The organism is Acidobacteriota bacterium, from assembly GCA_016700075.1.
In the GTDB taxonomy this organism is placed as follows: Bacteria; Acidobacteriota; Blastocatellia; order Pyrinomonadales; family Pyrinomonadaceae; genus OLB17.
The window spans coordinates 3,135,818-3,151,592 of sequence record CP065000.1; the positions used below are offsets into that span (position 1 = coordinate 3,135,818).

The following is a 15,775-nucleotide window of genomic DNA, read 5'->3' on the forward strand; positions in this document are numbered from 1 at the left end:
AAGTTAGCCGCGAATAACACGAAGACCACGAATCAATTGGACCGATATGGTGCCTTTGTCGTGATCTTCGTGTTATTCGCGGCCAGCAATTATTCGCCGGAGGTCGCTTCTTTGACGACCTCGCGGAGCTTCTTGGCAGATGTCGTTACGGGTTCCAGCTCTACCTCCTCGACGTTGCCGTAAACCTTCTTGCCAAAGACTGCGTTCCAGGGCGGAATGACGATATGAACGTTGCCTTCGGCACGGGCCTGGCAGGCGAGGCGGAGAAACGGATGATCGCCTACGGGCTGGTTATAGCCGAAAACTTTCATTTGGCGACGTTCGCGTGCGGGCGGCGGCGTGAGTTTTTCTTCGCCGGCGAGCACGCCGACCCAGCAAGTGCCGCAGCTTGCCGATGTGCATTCGATCGGCACGGGCCCTTCCCAACAGCGGGCGTCCGATGCTTGCCAATTTTGCGAATGGTCCTTTTGCGATGCGGTTACGATCTCTTCGTCGTTGATGATGGTGAATTTGCCGGTGTAATTCAGCGCCGAATGGTTGACGGAGAATTGTTTATCGACGGTGCGGAGAAAGCCTAGCAGGCCCTGGCTGTCGTCTTTCGCACGCTCGGCGACGATGGCGTCGGGGCTTTTTGCCATTAGCCCTTTCGGCTCTGCGACCTCGCCCGAAGCTGCTTTGAAAGCGTCCAGGCCGACCTGATTCAGCGTCATCAGGCCGACCGCGGCGATGGCGTTGACGAGCTTGCGTTCGACGCCGAGCTTTTCTGCGGCCTCGATCGATACTGATTTGATCAGATCGACAAGTGAAGCAGGTTCCTCGGCCATTTCATCGGCCATTTTTTCGATAACGCACTTCACCTTTTTCCAGTAACGGTGGCCGTATAGGAAATGATGCGACGTGTCTATCTGCGTGGCTAGGCTGTATTCGCCCTGCATCGCGATTCTGCGTAGCGTTTCTTCAGTCGCACCGTTTTCTGCAAGAAACTCTTGCAGCCCGAGCGGATAAAAACGAAACCACACCTGCACAGCGTTGCGATCGACCTCGTGTATCGACGGCAGCAGCTCGTCAACCGCAGTCAGCCATACGTTCTCAGAGTGGTGTGAAAGAGACGCCTCGAATTCTGTCATCTATTATTTGGTCTTGAACGGCGGTTCAGAAATCCGCCAACTCTCAAACTTACAAATTGTAACACATCGTGCGAAAGTTGCCAATCACGATTGTTATTAGACCCCATTGCGAAAAAAAACATTGACAAAATGAGGGGGGGGGGATTATATAACCGGATTCCAAACATACGAAGTCTTTCTATGGTCACTATGGATCGACGCGTCTTTCACATCACACAATTGCTTAGGAGTTCGATGTCTAGAGAATGGACCGTCGAATCGATGGCCACCGAAGTCAGAATGTCGGTGCCGCATTTTCAACGGTTATTTAAACAATCGATAGGTACCAGTCCGGCTGCATATCTAAATGAACTTAGACTCAAAAGGGCGAGAGTGCTGCTTTCAGAACCTGAATGTTTTTTGCACATAAAAGAGGTCGCGTTCCAAATCGGCTTTAGAAGCACGAGCCATTTCACGACTGAATTCAAGAACAAATTTGGCTCAACCCCAACGGAATTTCGCAACCAACAGTCAGAAATTCACCAGTCATTATCGCCAATCCGAAGCAAATGATCGTTTTCGACAGGTAATGTTGGAAATGCTCACTAAATAATCGTTGAATTTATCAACGGTTTCGTGAAGACTTTAGGGAGTCGGAAACTGGTCTAATTTCAATTCTCATTGAACATCTAGCGATTTAATTAAGATTCACGTTCGGTTGGTTTTATCAATGGAACGATTTCGGAAGATTCTTGAAATAGCATCTAATCTAGCCATAGTGCTAGTTGTAGCCCTACTAGGAGTCTTTGTATTTCAACGTAATTTCGATCGACCGATAAAGCCGAGCCCGGGAAGGAGTGACTTCATAAAGCCTGGGAGTCGTTTGGCTTTTAGTGGTCTCGACTGGGGCAAAAGTGATAGAAATCTTCTCCTCGTTCTTTCGGCGAATTGCAGGTTCTGCACCGAAAGTTCTACGTTTTATCGGAGAATCGTGGCCCAAAATGACGATTCTTCCAAGCTAAGAATTTTGGCCGTGTTTCCGCAGGAAACTAACGAAGCAAAACAATTCCTCATCTAGAACGAGATAACGGTTGATGCTGTGGTATCGGCCAGCCCAGCCGAATTGATGGTGAAGGGGACGCCGTCCTTACTGCTAGTCGATTCAACGGGGATTGTACAAAAAACGTGGGTCGGGAAAATACCTCCTGAAAAAGAACCCGAGGTATTGTCTACAATTTTTGATTGGCTTTAATGCAGTTCTTGTTCGCTAAGAACGTTACGTACGAAAAGGAGAAAATGACATGCAAAATATTCTAATTAGATTGACGATGTTAACTGTTGGACTAGCTGCACTGGGCGTATTCCTTTTCGATGAAAAGGCTTCCGCCGCGGATGCTATTGTCGTAGCAGGTCCGTGCCAGCAAGACTGCGACAGATACTGGGAGATTTGCAACGACGCATGTGAGGAAGCGTGCGAAATCAATGATCAAGATTGTACTTCTTGCGTAATTGGTTGTGCACAGGAATGGAACAGTTGTTCTCAGCATTCAATATATTGCTCCCAGGGTAGTTTTTCGTACAACCCCAGTTGCAATCTCCAATTTGGATTACATTGCGTTGTCGTCGGTGGAATCGAAGATTGCGATACCCGCGAACGGTGCTCATAATGGGTATTCTGAAATATGCAATCGTATTGGTTATGAAAATGGCTGCGTCGTTTGTCCAGATCCTGATAACCAAAATTGTTACGGAAGTGGCGGCCCAGGTCAGGGACCTCTTCAATGTTTGTAGACGGAAATCATTATAATGCCGTTATGCTTGGGACTGTATCAGGTGCCGTTTTTAGGTAACTACCATACATCACATTTGCGATTATTGTGTAAATATCGGAGTTGCGGCGCCTGTCGGGCAAACTGGTTTAATTCTACTAACCAACTGATGTGTGTAGACCGCAATCGATTGGAGCCTGCTGTGATTTTCCCCATTACTGTAATTGCTTCCGCGCTTGTTCTTCTTTTTTCTCTAACTATATACTCCCAGTCAGAACCACCTCTTCGAGTGAATACCAATATTGTGATTGTTCCCGTATCGGTGATTGACCGAGATGGTAGGTTCGTATCGGACTTGAAACAGGATGATTTTAGAATATTTGAAGACGGAATCCAGCAAGAAATTGAACTGTTCGAGTCGACATCACTTCCGATCACCATTTATTTTTTGGTCGACATGAGCGGGTCGATGACCAAGCACGTGACATCCGTCAACGAAGCCATAAACACGTTCGTCCGCCAACTGCGCCCGGACGACCAAGTGGCAGTTGCATCCTTCGCCGATTTCACAAATGTATTAATAAAGCCCACAAAGGTCTCGACGTTACAAAGAAGTATCCAGGTGAAACCGAGAGTCGACAGCCATTTCACGAGAATTTACGATGGCGTGCATGACGTGCTGAAAGCTGTTAGGAAGATAAAGGGAAGGAAATCAGTAGTAGTTTTTTCCGACGGTGCCGGTGATGGGACGTACGCATCTGCAAGTGGAAATTTGCGTGACGCTGAAGAAGGCGATGCGACTATTTACACGGTTCAGTTTCGTTATTTTAATTCGTCGCCGCCACGTGGAATTAGTCAAAAAAAGTTCCACCAGGCACTTGAAAACGCGACTACTTATATGCAAAAACTGCCTCAACTATCTGGTGGGCGATACTACAATATCGAAAAAATCACTAGTCTTGATGAAGTTTTTGAAAAGATAGTGAATGAACTTTGTGGGCAATATAATCTCGGATATTACCCACGAGGTGATGGAAGGCCTGGTGAACACCGTAGGATCACAGTCAGGGTGGGTCGTGCCGAGGTCGCTGTAAGATCGAAGAATGGGTATTTTTTCTCTTTTGGAAGGAGGTAGTTCCGAAATTCAAAATTCGTGATTCATTCCACCCTTTCTCCTACTCTAACTATCCAAAGTGCGATACAATTATTAAAAGCGATTTTCAAGATAAGCGGCGAACTTCAACTTGACACGATTCTCTGAAATTCATAATATCTAAAGTTTCGGACTTTGCGGTCTGTTGCGTCTTGGAGGCGAAAGTGCTGAAAAGACGGGGATTTTTGAGAATCAGGGACAGGAATTGTTGCGTAAGAGGTGCGGGAACACACTCGCTGCCGGCTGAGAAAAACACATCTATTGCCACGCTACAGCAAAGTCCGGATACTCGGGATCGACTAATTAAGAGCAATTCATTCAGCGCGAGCTGCTTGAGCTAACTGCCGGATGCGTCCGGCAAGAGTCAGGTAAGACATTTGTTTTGCCTACGTAAAAAAGAAGGGTTTTGGTAGATTATGCCGACAATTAACCAACTAGTTCGCAAAGGGCGTCAGCGCGTCAAGTATAAGACCGCAAGCCCGGCATTGCAGTCAAATCCGCAGAAGCGCGGCGTTTGCACGCGTGTTTACACTTCAACGCCGAAAAAGCCGAATTCGGCTCTGCGTAAGGTCGCACGTGTTCGCCTGACGAATCAGATCGAGGTGACGACATACATTCCGGGTATCGGCCACAACCTGCAGGAGCATTCGATCGTGCTCATCCGCGGCGGCCGCGTAAAGGACCTTCCGGGTGTGCGTTATCACGTTATTCGCGGAACGCTGGACGCTTCGGGCGTCGCGAACCGTAATCAGGCCCGTTCGAAGTACGGTGCGAAGCGGCCGAAAGGAGCGAAGTAAGAATTGAGTAAGAAACGCCTAAGGGCGTCACTCTGAACATTCACTCTAAATCTAAACAGGGAATTATGCCTAGAAGAAGAGTTGCAGGAAAAAGAGAAGTACTCCCGGATCCGATCTACAACAGTATCGCGGTGACCAAGTTCATCAACGGGCTGATGTGGCAGGGAAAAAAGAGCGTCGCTGAAAAGATCTTTTACGGCGCTATGACAAAGATCGGCGAAAAGACAGGTGAAGAGCCGCTCAAGGTCTTTAAGAAGGCGCTTGATTCGGTCGCTCCGGCGCTTGAGGTCAAATCACGCCGTATCGGCGGTGCGACATATCAGGTTCCGCTCGAAGTTTCGCGTGACCGCCGCAATACGCTGGCGATCCGCTGGATCGTTTCGAACGCTCGCAACCGCAGCGAAAAGACGATGGAAGACCGCTTGGTCGGCGAGCTGCTCGATTCGATGCAGGGCCGCGGCGGTGCAATGAAAAAGAAGGACGACGTCCACCGTATGGCAGAGGCGAACAAAGCGTTCGCACATTACAGATTTTAGTCATTGGTCCTTGGTCATTTGTCCTTAGCAAAGGACGGATGACAAATGACAAAGGACATTTGCTATGGCAAACATAAGTTTAGACAAATACAGGAACATCGGGATCATGGCCCACATCGACGCGGGCAAGACCACGACGACCGAGCGCATTCTTTTCTATACCGGGGTTTCGCACAAGATCGGCGAGGTTCACGAAGGAACCGCGACGATGGACTGGATGGAACAGGAACAGGAGCGCGGCATTACCATTACGTCGGCTGCTACGACCTGTTTCTGGACGCGTAACAACACCGAGCATCGCATCAATATCATCGACACACCGGGACACGTTGACTTCACGATGGAAGTTGAGCGGTCCCTTCGTGTTTTGGACGGTGCGGTCGCTGTATTCGACGGCGTGGCGGGCGTTGAGCCTCAGTCCGAGACCGTATGGCGTCAGGCCGATAAATACGGCGTTCCGCGTATTTGCTTCATTAATAAGCTCGACCGTGCGGGTGCATCGTTCGAACGCAGTTTTCAGTCGATCCTTGACCGCCTCGGTGCAAACGCAGTTGCTTTGCAGATCCCGATCGGTCTTGAAGAGCACCTGAAAGGCGTCGTCGATCTGATCGAGATGAAGGCCCTGCTTTGGAAAGACGAGACCAAAGGTGCCCAGTACGAGACCGTGGATATCCCTGCAGATATGGTCGATCAGGCTAACGAATGGCGCGAAAAACTGGTCGAGGCCATTTCCAGCGTCGATGACGACCTGATGGTCAAGTTCCTCGAAGGCGAAGAGATCTCGACTGACGAGATCCGCAAGGCTCTTCGCAAGGCGACCACCGAACTGAAGATCGTTCCCGTTGTTACGGGTTCAGCTTTCAAGAATAAAGGCGTGCAGACGCTGCTTGACGCAGTCGTCGATTACCTGCCGTCGCCGCTGGACGTTCCCGCGATCGAAGGCACGAATCCGAAGACCGATGAGGTTGAGACCCGTGAAGCCGATGCAAAGGCTCCGTTCTCGGGCCTCGTCTTTAAGCTGATGGCTGACAAGCATCTCGGCCAGCTCGCATTCGTACGCATCTATTCCGGCACTGTCACCTCAGGCTCCTACGTTTACAACACAATTAAGAATTCGAAAGAACGCGTCGGCCGACTGATGCTGATGCACGCGAACAAGCGTGAGGACCTAGAAAAGGCGTCCGCGGGCGAGATCGTCGCTATCGGCGGCATGAAGAACGTCACGACCGGCGACACCATCTCGGCAGAGGACAAGCACATCATCCTCGAATCGATGGAGTTCCCGGATCCGGTCGTCCGCGTCGCGGTCGAACCGAAAACGCGTGCCGACCAAGACAAAATGGGCGTCGCCCTCAACCGCCTCGCGCAGGAAGATCCGTCATTCCAGGTTTCGACGGACCACGAAACGGGCCAGACCATCATTGCCGGTATGGGCGAACTTCACCTCGAGATCATTGTTGACCGCATGAAGCGTGAATTCGGCGTCGAGGCCAACGTCGGCAAGCCGCAGGTCGCATACCGCGAAACTATTACCGCAGGAGCACCGGGCAAAGAGATCTTCAAGAAGCAGTCGGGCGGCCGCGGCCAGTTCGGCCACGTCGAACTCGAGATCGAGCCGGCACCCGGCGAGGGCTTCGTTTTCGAAGACAAGATCACGGGTGGTGCCATTCCGCGTCAGTTCATCAAGCCTGTTTCGGAAGGCATTCAGGACGCCATGCGTCGCGGATTCCTTGCCGGCTACGAGCTGGTCGATATCAAGGCGAGCCTTGTTTTCGGCTCGTATCACGAGGTCGATTCGGACGAGCGTTCGTTCCACATCGCAGGTTCGCTCGCGTTTCAGGACGCACTTAAGAAGGCGAAGCCGATCTTGCTTGAGCCGATCATGAAGGTCGAGGTCGTCACGCCTGAGGAATATATGGGAGCCGTCAACGGCGACCTTAACCGGCGCCGCGGGCAGATCGAAAAGATGGAGCCGCGTCCGGGCAATGTTTCGGTCGTGACCGCTTATGTGCCGCTGTCTGAGATGTTCGGTTACACGACCGACCTTCGTTCGGCGACTCAGGGGCGTGCGACGTCTTCGATGCACTTCGAGCGTTATGCCGAAGCACCGCGAAACGTGGCAGAAGAGATCATCGCAAAGGTAAAGGGAGCAAGCAATTAACGATTGATATCAGAGAACTGATATCTGAAATTTGAAACTCAATAACGGGATTTTAAATTCAATAACGGGAGAAGCAAATGAGCAAAGAGAAATTCGATCGCAGCAAGCCGCACGTGAACATCGGTACGATCGGTCACGTTGACCACGGGAAGACGACGTTGACGGCGGCGATCACGAAAGTGATGTCAAAGCACAACCCGAAGATGGTGGTGCGAGCGTTTGACAGTATAGACAACGCGCCGGAAGAGAAAGCGAGGGGCATCACGATCGCGACAGCGCACGTTGAGTATGAGACGGCGAACCGCCACTATGCACACGTTGACTGTCCGGGCCACGCTGACTACGTGAAGAACATGATCACGGGAGCGGCACAGATGGACGGAGCGATCCTTGTGGTGGCAGCGACGGACGGCCCGATGCCGCAGACGCGTGAGCACATTCTTTTGGGCCGCCAGGTAGGCGTGCCTTCGATGGTGGTGTTCATGAACAAAGTGGACATGGTCGATGACGAAGAGCTGCTGGAGCTTGTCGAGATGGAAGTTCGCGAACTTCTCTCGTCGTATGAGTTCCCGGGCGACGAGATCCCTGTAGTAAGGGGCTCGGCACTGAAGGCCCTGGAAGGCGATCCGGCATGGGAAGCAAAGATCGACGAACTGATGCAGGCAGTGGATGACTACATCCCGACACCCGCACGCGAGACGGACAAGCCGTTCCTGATGCCTGTCGAAGATATCTTCACCATTCAGGGACGCGGAACGGTCGCAACGGGACGTATCGAACGCGGAGTGATCAACGTGAACGAGCCTGTGGAGATCGTGGGCATCAAAGAGACACGCAACTCCGTTGTAACGGGCGTCGAGATGTTCAAGAAGCTTCTTGATTCGGGAATGGCAGGCGACAACGTCGGACTGCTGCTCCGCGGTGTTGAGCGTAAAGAGATCGAACGCGGACAGGTCATCGCCAAACCGGGCTCGATCACGCCGCACACGAAGTTCAAGGCAGAAGCATACGTCCTCACAAAAGAAGAGGGCGGACGCCACACGCCGTTCTTTACGGGCTATCGTCCGCAGTTCTACTTCAGAACAACGGACGTAACGGGCGTCGCACACCTGCCGGCAGGTGTCGAAATGGTGATGCCGGGCGACAACATCCAGATGGAGATCGAGCTGATCGCACCGATCGCCATGGAAAAAGGACTCCGCTTCGCTATCCGCGAAGGCGGCCGCACCGTCGGTGCCGGCACCGTGTCGGAGATAGTTGAATAGAAGTATAGAGTTGCCGTTCAGAGTTACGCGTTAACGCGTGATCACGCCTAATGGCGTAACTCTGAACGAGCGTAACTCTGAACGAAATTTATGTTGAACGAAAAGATCCGGATCAAATTGAAAGCATACGATCACCGCGTTTTGGACCAGTCCACTTCGGAGATCGTTGAGACGGCGAAACGAACGGGTGCACGAATCGCGGGGCCCATTCCTCTTCCTACGGTGAAGAACAAATGGACCGTTCTGAGGTCGCCGCACGTCGATAAGAAGTCGCGTGAGCAGTTTGAAATAAGGACACACAAGCGTTTGATGGACATCCTTGATCCTACGGCCGAAACGGTAGACGCGCTGATGAAGCTCGATCTGCCGGCAGGTGTTGATGTGGAGATCAAGGCGTTCGGGAAGAATTAGTCTGGGAAGTCTAGGAAGTCTAGGCGGCCTAGAAAGTCCAAAGAGTTGAAGAGGTCATGGCGAGAGGGAAATTTCCTTTCCAGACCTACAAGACTTGCAAGACTGAGGACTTGTTAAGAATATGATCAGTGGAATCATTGGAAGAAAAGTAGGAATGACGCAGATCTTTGCCGAGGACGGTACGGTAACGCCCGTGACGGTCATCAAGGCAGGGCCGTGTGTCGTCGTTCAGACAAAGAGCGTCTCGGGGCGCGACGGCTATAATGCCGTTCAGCTTGGACTTGTCGAGGACAAGCCGATCCGTTTGAAGAACGTGACGAAGCCGCTGCAAGGGCACTTTGAAAAGACCGGAGGCGGCGTCCCGCCCACCCGTGTCCTTAAAGAGATCCGTCTTGAGTCGGAGCCGGAAGCGGCTATCGGCGATCAGGTGAAAGTGGACGTATTTTCCGATGGTGACAAGATCGAGGTCGTCGGCCGCTCGAAAGGACGCGGTTTCGCAGGTACGATCAAACGCCACAACTTTTCACGCGGTCCTGAGTCGCACGGTTCGATGAACGTCCGCAAGCCGGGTTCGATCGGGCAGTCCGCGTATCCTTCGCGTGTGATCAAGGGAACGCGTTCGTCCGGCCATATGGGCGACGAGCGTGTAACGGTGAAAGGGCTTACGGTCGCACGTGTTGACGCCGAGAACAATCTGCTGATGGTTCGCGGTGCGGTGCCGGGAGCAAATGGGAGTTTGGTGATAGTAAAGAAAAGCTAAGAGTGTTTTACGCCTGAAGGCGTAACTCTGAGCTAACGGAGTGAGAAATTATGCCTACCGTAAAGGTTCGCAATCTGAAGAATAAAGAGGTCGGCGAGGTAAGCCTATCCGATGCCGTGTTCGGTGCCGAGTTGAACGAGGCCCTTATTCACGCAGCGGTGATGAATTTCCAAGCGAACGGCCGCCAGGGAACGTCTGCGACCAAGACCCGCGGCAACGTCTCGGGTTCGGGACGTAAGTTGTGGAAGCAAAAAGGTACGGGCCGTGCCCGTATCGCGTCGCTTCGCTCGCCCCTTTGGAAGGGCGGCGGTAATGTTCACGGACCGCAGCCGCGTGACTGGTCATACAACATGCCGAAGAAGATGCGCCGCGGAGCACTCCGCTCGGCACTTTCGGAGAGGCTTCGCGAGGGAAATCTCATCGTCGTTGACGATCTTGGTTTCTCGGGACCGAAAACGAAGGATTTTCTGGCCGCCGTTGCCACACTCGGGCTCATTGAGAACGATGTCAGGCCGAAGATGCTGATCGTTGATTCACTGGATAATGAGAATCTGATCCTTTCATCGCGAAATGTTGAGAAGACGAAGGTCACGAATCCGTTCGGTGTGAACATCTACGATCTGATCTTTCACGAGAAGCTCCTGATCTCAAAGGCTGCGATCGCGGAGCTTGAACAGATCCTCGATCCGAAGTCGGAAGGCAGTTCGGAAGAGGCCGCTCCGGTAGAAGAAAAGCCGAAAGCAAAGAAGGCCGCGAAGAAAAAGGAAGAGACAGTGGCAGTTGCAGAAGCAGCGGCAGAGGCAGAGCCGGAAGAAGCAGCAGTGGCAGAAGCAGCCGCAGAAGCAGAGCCGGCAGCGGAAGTAAGCGAGGAGGAAGCGAGCAATGAGTAAGATGAACGTCTGGGATATTTTGAGAACGCCCGTCATCACTGAAAAGAGCGTCATCCTCAAGGAAGAGTCGACCGAAGAGGGCGGAAACCGAAAAGCAGGCCAGGTACTGACATTCAAGGTTGACAAGAACGCTACCAAGGGCGACATAAAGTCCGCCGTAGAAGAGATCTTTAATGTAAAGGTCGCTGCTGTCAGGACGATACAGTATCAAGGCAAGGTGAAACGCCGCGGCCGCATCGAGGGCAGAAGGCCTTCTTGGAAGAAAGCATACGTCACGCTCCGTGCGGGCGAACCGATGGTGGATTACGCAGAAGCAATTTAGTAAATCGTGAATCGTAAATCGTAAATAGAGCTTCTATTCACGGTTGACGATTTGCAATTCACGACAAAGATATGGGAATCAAGAGATTAAAACCGACTTCACCGGCACGGCGGTATCAGACATATCTGACCCGCGACGAGTTGACGCCGGGAGCAACACCCGAGAAATCGTTGCTTGAGCCGAAGAAAAGGATATCCGGACGCAATAACGACGGCCGTATCACGATACGCCGCCTCGGCGGAGGCCACAAACGCTTTTACCGCGTTATCGATTTCAAGCGTGACAAGCTTGGTATTCCGGGCAAGGTCACTCAGATCGAGTACGATCCGAACCGCTCGGCACACATCGCGTTGGTGACGTACCTCGACGGTGAGAAGCGTTACATCATCGCTCCCGTTGGCCTCAAGGTCGGTACGACCGTCCTTAGCGGCGAAGGAGCCGACATCCTGCCGGGAAATGCACTTCGCATCAAGGATATACCGCTGGGAACTGAGGTTCACAATATCGAGCTTCGCCCAGGAAAAGGCGGCCAAATGGTTCGTTCGGCAGGCGGATTTGCTCAGATCGTCGCGAAAGAAGGCGATCATGCCCAGCTTCGTATGCCGTCAGGCGAGGTCCGCAGAGTTCCCGTGGTCTGCATGGCGACGGTCGGACAGGTCGGAAATACCGAACACGAGAATGTTTCGCTTGGTAAGGCGGGCCGCAACCGCTGGAAAGGCAAGAGGCCGAAGGTTCGCGGTGTCGCGATGAACCCGGTCGATCACCCACACGGCGGCGGTGAAGGAAAGACCTCCGGCGGACGCCATCCGGTAACGCCGTGGGGACAGCCTACGCGCGGATATAAGACACGCCGCAACAAGCGCACGAGCAATATGATCGTGAAAGACAGGAGGAGGAAGTAGGTTTTAGGTCTTAGGTTTTTGATCTTAACAGATCCGAAACCCACACTCCGGAATCCGAAATTTAGATATGCCACGTTCACTTAAGAAAGGCCCCTTTATTGATCTCAGCCTTCAAAAGGCACTGCGACGCATCTCCAGCGGCGGACCGAAGCCGCAGGCGATCAGGACCTGGTCGCGTCGTTCGACCATCACACCCGACATGGTCGGGCTTACGTTTGGGGTACACAATGGCAAACGCCACGTTCCGGTCTTCGTTACCGAGAATATGGTGGGCCACAAGTTGGGAGAATTCTCGCCGACCAGATTGTTCAGGGGACATCCGGGGACGAAGGCGGAGAAGATGGCGAAGAGGAAGTAGTGATTGGTGACGAGTGACAAGTGACGGGAAATGCCCCTTCACCTTTCACCGTTTGCTGTTAACCGTTATGGAAGCTGTAGCTAAAACAAAATATTTGAAGGGCAGCCCTAGAAAGGCCCGGCTGGTGATCGATCTGATCCGCGGCGAGAATGTCTCGCGTGCGTTGAACATTTTGAAATTCACTGAAAAGCGTGCCGCAGACCCTATCGCCAAATGCCTTAATTCTGCGATCGCGAATGCGACATACAAGGCCGAGCAGGAGAACATCGCGATCGATCCGGACGATCTTTGGGTCCGTTCGTGCTTTGTTGACATGGGCCCGACCAAGAACCGCCGCCGTATGCGGCCTGCTCCGCAGGGCCGTGCCTATCGTGAGCAGAGGCATTATTGCCACATCACGATCGAGGTGACGAGCGAAGAAAAGCCCAAGACCGAGGAAGAGATCCTGCAGGAAGAGCGTATCGCGGCCGCAAAGGCAAGAAGAGCCGCCGCTCCGACGAAGGAAAAGAAGAAAGCGGCTGAAAAGGTCGAAGCTGAAGAGACAGCAGCAGTTGCAGAAACAGCAGCAGAAGAAGCCGTTGAAGAGACCGCAGCAGTTGCAGATGCAGTAGCAGAAGAGACTGCGGAAGCGACAGCGGCAGTTGCAGATGCAGTAGCAGAAGAGACTGCGGAAGCGACAGCGGCAGTTGTAGATGCAGCAGTAGAAGAAACTGCGGAAGAGACAGCAGCAGTTACAGATGCAATAGCAGAAGAGACTTCGGAAGAAGTTGCGGAAGAAGCTGCAGAAGATGTGACGGCTGAAGAAGAAACCGAAGCCGCGGCTGAGGAGCCTGCATCCGAGGAGGAAGGCGAGAAGCAATAGCGAATTTGAGGCATTCACCGAATGCCGAGGTGCTGAAAAGATAAGTTATGGGACAGAAAGTTCATCCATACGGCTTTAGGGTCGGATACAACAAGGACTGGCACTCGCACTGGTTCGCCAAGCGCGAATTTGCACAGTTCCTCGCCGAAGACCTGAAACTCAAGCGCGAGCTCAAGAAGAAGTTTGCGGGCGGCGGGGTTTCGCACATCGATATCGAGCGTGCGGCCACTCGCTTGAAGATCATCATCTACACGTCTCGTCCGGGTATTATCATCGGCCGTAAAGGCGCCGAGATCGAAGCTCTTCGCGAAGAGTTGTCGAGAAAGACAGGCCGCGAGGTATTGATCTCGATCCAGGAGATCCGTCATCCGGAACTTAATGCACAACTGCAGGCCGAGAAGATCGCCCAGCAGCTCGAAAAGCGTATCGCTTTCCGCCGTGCGATGAAAAAGACGATGGAGGAATCGCAGCGTTTTGGTGCTCAGGGCATCAAGGTGATGATCTCCGGTCGTCTGAACGGTGCTGAGATCGCTCGAACCGAGTGGTCGCTCCAGGGCCGTTTGCCGCTGCACACGCTGCGTGCGGACATCGATTTCGGTTTTGCCGAGGCTCTGACGACATTCGGCATCATCGGTGTGAAAGTTTGGATCTATCGCGGTGAGATCCTGGACCCGAATGCCTCAATGGCACGCGGCACGACGACCGACCCGATGAACGAGGTCAAGGTCGACCGCAATGCGATGAGGGACAGGCGTCCGCGAAGGGACGATCGTTAATGATCAATTGCCGGCGGGAAATGACCGCCGTCATCCGGAGAAGAAGTTATGTTGATGCCAAAAAAGGTCAAGCACCGCAGGGTGATGAAAGGCCGAAACCGAGGGAAAGCGACCCGCGGAGAAAAACTGAATTTTGGTGATTTCGGGCTCAAAGCACTTGAGCCGGGCTGGATCACGGACCGTCAGATCGAAGCGGCTCGTATCGCGATGACCCGTCACGTAAAACGCGGCGGCAAGATCTGGATCCGTATGTTCCCCGACAAGCCCATCACGAAAAAGCCGGCAGAAACCCGTATGGGCTCCGGTAAAGGTGCTCCGGATCATTGGGTCGCCGTCGTAAAACCGGGACGCGTGCTGTATGAAATTCAAGGCGTGGGCGAAGAACTGGCACGCGAGGCCATGCGGCTAGCGGCACAAAAGCTGCCCGTAAAGGTGAAATTCGTCACGCGTGCTGACCTCGAAGGAGGCATTGTTTAAGAAATGAAACGCAAGGAACAGCTTGACCAGCTGAAAGAAATGAACGCCGACGAGCTGAAGGAACAGGCGGACGCTCTCAAAGAGTCACTTTTCAGGCTCAAATTTCGCAAGGCGCTCGGTGTCGGCGAGGTCGTGAATGACATTCGACGTGAAAAGAAGACCCTGGCTCGCGTATATACGCTTCTGAACGATAAGAAAGCAGAAGCATCGGCGACGTCGGGTGCAACAGAAACGGCAGAGGCCGAAGCATAGGTAACGAAGAAAAATGCCTACTAAGAATAACGAAGAAGAGATCGAGATCGCGGAAAACGCTGTCACTGAAGAGGCTGCTCCTGCAGAAGATGCCGAGATCGCCGCTGTTGACGCAGTGGCGGAGACAGCGGTCGAGGAAGCACCGGCTGAAGAGGCTCCCGTTGTCGAAGAAGCTAAGCCTGCAGAAAAGCCCGCTAAGGCAAAGGCTGCAAAGCCGGCCGGACCGGATGAAAGCGGCGAAGCCACAAAGGTCAGCAAGCGTGCGGAGAGGATCGGCATCGTATCGTCAGACAAGATGACGAAGACGGTCACGGTTCGCGTCGACCGGCTCGTCAAGCATCCGATGTACCGCAAATACATCAAGCGCCGCAAGAAGTTCATGGCGCACGATGAACTCGGGGCACGCACTGGCGACAAGGTGAGGATCGTTGAAACGCGTCCGTTGTCGGCAAAGAAGCGTTGGCGTGTAGTGGAGATCATTCAGAGAGCAGAGCTCTAAGGTCTAGGAAGTACAGCATGTCTGGACGGTCCGGGAAGGCCTTTCTTCCAAGACTAACTAGACTGTCCGGGCTTTCCGGACTGTATCGAACGGAGTGAGATTATGATTCAAATGCAAACCTCGTTGTCGGTGGCCGACAACTCAGGTGCAAAAAGAGTGGAAATGATAATGCCGGTCGGCGGTTCGACCAGCAAGATCGCACGTCTCGGCGATACCATCAAGGTGACCGTCAAAGAAGCGGCGCCGGAAGGCACCGCAAAGAAGGGCAAGGTTTACAACGCCGTTATCGTCCGCACTCGCAAAGAGGTCCGACGCAAGGACGGAACGTACATCCGCTTTGACGAGAACGCGGCCGTTTTGATCAAGGACGATGGAACGCCCATCGGAACCCGCGTTTTCGGCCCGGTCGCACGCGAACTCCGCGAGCGTAACTTTATGAAGATCGTGAGCTTGGCTCCCGAGGTTATATAGGACCTTTC

At 53.0% G+C, this 15,775-nt stretch carries 19 protein-coding genes; 18 read left to right on the forward strand and 1 reads right to left on the reverse strand.

Annotated elements, in window-relative coordinates:
* Nucleotides 1–89: 89 nt before the first annotated feature.
* Nucleotides 90–1,127, reverse strand: coding sequence for a (2Fe-2S)-binding protein (locus IPM50_14210; protein ID QQS32788.1), 1,038 nt, complete (start codon nt 1,125–1,127; stop codon nt 90–92).
* 261 nt (nt 1,128–1,388) lie between these two features.
* Here IPM50_14210 and IPM50_14215 point away from each other — a divergent pair, with 261 nt between their 5' ends.
* The 18 genes from IPM50_14215 (at nt 1,389) to rplN (ending at nt 15,767) form a co-directional block, all read left to right on the forward strand.
* Nucleotides 1,389–1,679 carry a helix-turn-helix transcriptional regulator gene (locus tag IPM50_14215; protein ID QQS32789.1) on the forward strand — a complete coding sequence of 97 codons (291 nt, stop codon included), beginning with the start codon at nt 1,389–1,391 and terminating at the stop codon, nt 1,677–1,679.
* 1,485 nt (nt 1,680–3,164) lie between these two features.
* Nucleotides 3,165–4,010: a VWA domain-containing protein gene (locus IPM50_14220; GenBank protein ID QQS32790.1), complete on the forward strand. Its 846-nt coding sequence runs from the start codon at nt 3,165–3,167 to the stop codon at nt 4,008–4,010.
* Between the two features lie 434 nt (nt 4,011–4,444).
* Nucleotides 4,445–4,825 carry a 30S ribosomal protein S12 gene (locus IPM50_14225; protein QQS32791.1) on the forward strand — a complete coding sequence of 127 codons (381 nt, stop codon included), beginning with the start codon at nt 4,445–4,447 and terminating at the stop codon, nt 4,823–4,825.
* Between the two features lie 65 nt (nt 4,826–4,890).
* A complete protein-coding gene (rpsG, locus tag IPM50_14230; GenBank protein ID QQS32792.1) occupies nt 4,891–5,361 on the forward strand; it encodes a 30S ribosomal protein S7 in 471 nt (156 codons plus the stop codon).
* Nucleotides 5,362–5,425: 64 nt separating this feature from the next.
* Nucleotides 5,426–7,522 carry an elongation factor G gene (gene fusA, locus IPM50_14235; protein ID QQS32793.1) on the forward strand — a complete coding sequence of 699 codons (2,097 nt, stop codon included), beginning with the start codon at nt 5,426–5,428 and terminating at the stop codon, nt 7,520–7,522.
* A gap of 77 nt (nt 7,523–7,599) precedes the next feature.
* On the forward strand, nt 7,600–8,787 hold the full coding sequence (gene tuf / locus IPM50_14240) for an elongation factor Tu (GenBank protein ID QQS32794.1): 1,188 nt from the start codon (nt 7,600–7,602) through the stop codon (nt 8,785–8,787).
* A 90-nt stretch (nt 8,788–8,877) separates the two neighbouring features.
* On the forward strand, nt 8,878–9,198 hold the full coding sequence (gene rpsJ / locus IPM50_14245; GenBank protein ID QQS32795.1) for a 30S ribosomal protein S10: 321 nt from the start codon (nt 8,878–8,880) through the stop codon (nt 9,196–9,198).
* A 121-nt stretch (nt 9,199–9,319) separates the two neighbouring features.
* Nucleotides 9,320–9,958 (forward strand): 50S ribosomal protein L3, encoded by a 639-nt coding sequence (gene rplC / locus IPM50_14250; GenBank protein ID QQS32796.1) that lies wholly within the window; start codon nt 9,320–9,322, stop codon nt 9,956–9,958.
* A 50-nt stretch (nt 9,959–10,008) separates the two neighbouring features.
* Complete coding sequence (gene rplD / locus IPM50_14255) at nt 10,009–10,848, forward strand: 50S ribosomal protein L4 (protein ID QQS32797.1); 840 nt, start codon at nt 10,009–10,011, stop codon at nt 10,846–10,848.
* 1 nt (nt 10,849) lies between these two features.
* The gene (gene rplW / locus IPM50_14260; GenBank protein QQS34539.1) at nt 10,850–11,170 is read left to right on the forward strand and encodes a 50S ribosomal protein L23; all 321 of its coding nucleotides are present in this window, start codon (nt 10,850–10,852) and stop codon (nt 11,168–11,170) included.
* A gap of 71 nt (nt 11,171–11,241) precedes the next feature.
* Nucleotides 11,242–12,072: a 50S ribosomal protein L2 gene (gene rplB, locus IPM50_14265; protein QQS32798.1), complete on the forward strand. Its 831-nt coding sequence runs from the start codon at nt 11,242–11,244 to the stop codon at nt 12,070–12,072.
* Between the two features lie 67 nt (nt 12,073–12,139).
* On the forward strand, nt 12,140–12,430 hold the full coding sequence (rpsS, locus tag IPM50_14270; protein QQS32799.1) for a 30S ribosomal protein S19: 291 nt from the start codon (nt 12,140–12,142) through the stop codon (nt 12,428–12,430).
* 67 nt (nt 12,431–12,497) lie between these two features.
* Nucleotides 12,498–13,292: a 50S ribosomal protein L22 gene (gene rplV / locus IPM50_14275; GenBank protein QQS32800.1), complete on the forward strand. Its 795-nt coding sequence runs from the start codon at nt 12,498–12,500 to the stop codon at nt 13,290–13,292.
* A 47-nt stretch (nt 13,293–13,339) separates the two neighbouring features.
* Nucleotides 13,340–14,068, forward strand: coding sequence for a 30S ribosomal protein S3 (gene rpsC, locus IPM50_14280; protein QQS32801.1), 729 nt, complete (start codon nt 13,340–13,342; stop codon nt 14,066–14,068).
* Between the two features lie 48 nt (nt 14,069–14,116).
* Nucleotides 14,117–14,545 (forward strand): 50S ribosomal protein L16, encoded by a 429-nt coding sequence (gene rplP, locus IPM50_14285; GenBank protein QQS32802.1) that lies wholly within the window; start codon nt 14,117–14,119, stop codon nt 14,543–14,545.
* Between the two features lie 3 nt (nt 14,546–14,548).
* Nucleotides 14,549–14,797 carry a 50S ribosomal protein L29 gene (gene rpmC, locus IPM50_14290; GenBank protein QQS32803.1) on the forward strand — a complete coding sequence of 83 codons (249 nt, stop codon included), beginning with the start codon at nt 14,549–14,551 and terminating at the stop codon, nt 14,795–14,797.
* A 13-nt stretch (nt 14,798–14,810) separates the two neighbouring features.
* A complete protein-coding gene (gene rpsQ / locus IPM50_14295) occupies nt 14,811–15,296 on the forward strand; it encodes a 30S ribosomal protein S17 (protein QQS32804.1) in 486 nt (161 codons plus the stop codon).
* Between the two features lie 102 nt (nt 15,297–15,398).
* Nucleotides 15,399–15,767, forward strand: a complete 369-nt coding sequence (rplN, locus tag IPM50_14300; GenBank protein QQS32805.1) for a 50S ribosomal protein L14 — start codon at nt 15,399–15,401, stop codon at nt 15,765–15,767.
* Nucleotides 15,768–15,775 lie beyond the last annotated feature (8 nt).

Bases quoted from the DNA above. Each gene is read 5' to 3' on its own strand.
- IPM50_14210 (QQS32788.1), bottom strand. From the start codon at position 1,127: ATGACAGAATTCGAGGCGTCTCTTTCACACCACTCTGAGAACGTATGG.
- IPM50_14215 (QQS32789.1), top strand. From the start codon at position 1,389: ATGGCCACCGAAGTCAGAATGTCGGTGCCGCATTTTCAACGGTTATTT.
- IPM50_14225 (QQS32791.1), top strand. From the start codon at position 4,445: ATGCCGACAATTAACCAACTAGTTCGCAAAGGGCGTCAGCGCGTCAAG.
- rpsG (QQS32792.1), top strand. From the start codon at position 4,891: ATGCCTAGAAGAAGAGTTGCAGGAAAAAGAGAAGTACTCCCGGATCCG.
- fusA (QQS32793.1), top strand. From the start codon at position 5,426: ATGGCAAACATAAGTTTAGACAAATACAGGAACATCGGGATCATGGCC.
- tuf (QQS32794.1), top strand. From the start codon at position 7,600: ATGAGCAAAGAGAAATTCGATCGCAGCAAGCCGCACGTGAACATCGGT.
- rpsJ (QQS32795.1), top strand. From the start codon at position 8,878: ATGTTGAACGAAAAGATCCGGATCAAATTGAAAGCATACGATCACCGC.
- rplC (QQS32796.1), top strand. From the start codon at position 9,320: ATGATCAGTGGAATCATTGGAAGAAAAGTAGGAATGACGCAGATCTTT.
- rplD (QQS32797.1), top strand. From the start codon at position 10,009: ATGCCTACCGTAAAGGTTCGCAATCTGAAGAATAAAGAGGTCGGCGAG.
- rplW (QQS34539.1), top strand. From the start codon at position 10,850: ATGAACGTCTGGGATATTTTGAGAACGCCCGTCATCACTGAAAAGAGC.
- rplB (QQS32798.1), top strand. From the start codon at position 11,242: ATGGGAATCAAGAGATTAAAACCGACTTCACCGGCACGGCGGTATCAG.
- rpsS (QQS32799.1), top strand. From the start codon at position 12,140: ATGCCACGTTCACTTAAGAAAGGCCCCTTTATTGATCTCAGCCTTCAA.
- rplV (QQS32800.1), top strand. From the start codon at position 12,498: ATGGAAGCTGTAGCTAAAACAAAATATTTGAAGGGCAGCCCTAGAAAG.
- rpsC (QQS32801.1), top strand. From the start codon at position 13,340: ATGGGACAGAAAGTTCATCCATACGGCTTTAGGGTCGGATACAACAAG.
- rplP (QQS32802.1), top strand. From the start codon at position 14,117: ATGTTGATGCCAAAAAAGGTCAAGCACCGCAGGGTGATGAAAGGCCGA.
- rpmC (QQS32803.1), top strand. From the start codon at position 14,549: ATGAAACGCAAGGAACAGCTTGACCAGCTGAAAGAAATGAACGCCGAC.
- rpsQ (QQS32804.1), top strand. From the start codon at position 14,811: ATGCCTACTAAGAATAACGAAGAAGAGATCGAGATCGCGGAAAACGCT.
- rplN (QQS32805.1), top strand. From the start codon at position 15,399: ATGATTCAAATGCAAACCTCGTTGTCGGTGGCCGACAACTCAGGTGCA.